The sequence below is a fragment of the Kroppenstedtia sanguinis genome, from assembly GCF_050433445.1.
Lineage (GTDB): Bacteria > Bacillota > Bacilli > Thermoactinomycetales > DSM-45169 > Kroppenstedtia > Kroppenstedtia sanguinis.
In genome coordinates, this window is record NZ_JBNPXF010000051.1 from 1 (window position 1) to 1,639 (window position 1,639).

General features: G+C 57.0%; 1 rRNA gene. It reads left to right on the plus strand.

What is annotated here, in order from left to right:
* Positions 1 to 1,639: ribosomal RNA gene (locus tag JOD24_RS16020) — 23S ribosomal RNA — on the plus strand; the annotation flags it as partial.

Consider the following 1,639-nt stretch of genomic DNA (forward strand, 5'->3'; position numbering starts at 1 on the left):
TTCAGTATGTCGTCGTCGACCCGAAACCGGGTGATCTACCCATGTCCAGGGTGAAGTTGAGGTAACACTCAATGGAGGCCCGAACCCACCGATGCTGAAAAATCGGGGGATGAGGTGTGGGTAGGGGTGAAATGCCAATCGAACCCGGAGATAGCTGGTTCTCCCCGAAATAGCTTTAGGGCTAGCCTCGGAGCAGGAGTCGCGGAGGTAGAGCACTGATTGGGCTAGGGGCCTGTCCAGGGTTACCGAACTCAGTCAAACTCCGAATGCCGCAGACTCATCCTCCGGGAGTCAGACTGCGGGTGCTAAGATTCGCAGTCGAAAGGGAAACAGCCCAGACCACCAGCTAAGGTCCCCCAGTGCGTGTTGAGTGGGAAAGGATGTGGAGTTGCTTAGACAACCAGGATGTTGGCTTAGAAGCAGCCATCATTTAAAGAGTGCGTAATAGCTCACTGGTCCAGGGACTCTGCGCCGAAAATGTAACGGGGCTAAACACGCCACCGAAGCTGTGGATCCCGTAAGGGATGGTAGGGGAGCGTCCCCAGTGCATCGAAGTCGTGTCGAGAGGCACGGTGGAGTGCTGGGGAGTGAGAATGCCGGTGTGAGTAACGAAAAGAGGGGTGAGAATCCCCTCCGCCGAAAGCCTCAGGTTTCCTGAGGAAGGTTCGTCCGCTCAGGGTAAGTCGGGACCTAAGCCGAGGCTGAAAAGCGTAGGCGATGGATAACAGGTGGAAATTCCTGTACCACCTTCTGCCGTTTGAGTGACGGGGGGACGCAGGAGGGTAGGAGATCGCGCGATTGGAAATGCGCGTCCAAGCGGTGAGGCTGAAGGAAGAGGTAAATCCCTTTCTTCGAGGCTGGGCCGTGATGGCGAGGGAAATATAAGTACCGAAGTCTTTGATCTCACACTGCCAAGAAAAGCCTCTAGCGAGGCGGAAGGTGCCCGTACCGAAAACCGACACAGGTAGGCGAGGAGAGAATCCTCAGGCGCGCGGGAAAACTCTCGTTAAGGAACTCGGCAAAATGACCCCGTAACTTTGGGAGAAGGGGTGCCCCGGTAGCGTGTGGGTTCCCGCACGACGCGAGCGTAAGCTGGTGTCGGGTGGGTCTGTGCGCGAGGGGGCCGCAGTGAATAGGCCCAAGCGACTGTTTAGCAAAAACATAGGTCTCTGCGAAGCCGCAAGGCGAAGTATAGGGGCTGACGCCTGCCCGGTGCTGGAAGGTTAAGGGGAGGGGTTAGACTTAGGTCGAAGCTCTGAACCGAAGCCCCAGTAAACGGCGGCCGTAACTATAACGGTCCTAAGGTAGCGAAATTCCTTGTCGGGTAAGTTCCGACCCGCACGAAAGGCGCAACGACTTGGGCGCTGTCTCAACGAGAGACCCGGTGAAATCGTAGTACCCGTGAAGATGCGGGTTACCTGTGACAGGACGGAAAGACCCCGTGAAGCTTTACTGTAGCCTGATATTGAATCTTGGTACGGTTTGTACAGGATAGGTGGGAGCCGTGGAATCCGGGCCGCTAGGTTCGGAGGAGGCACTGGTGGGATACCACCCTGATCGTGCCGGGATTCTAACCGAGCACCGTGATCCGGTGTCGGGACCGTGTCAGGTAGGCAGTTTGACTGGGGCGGTCGCCTCC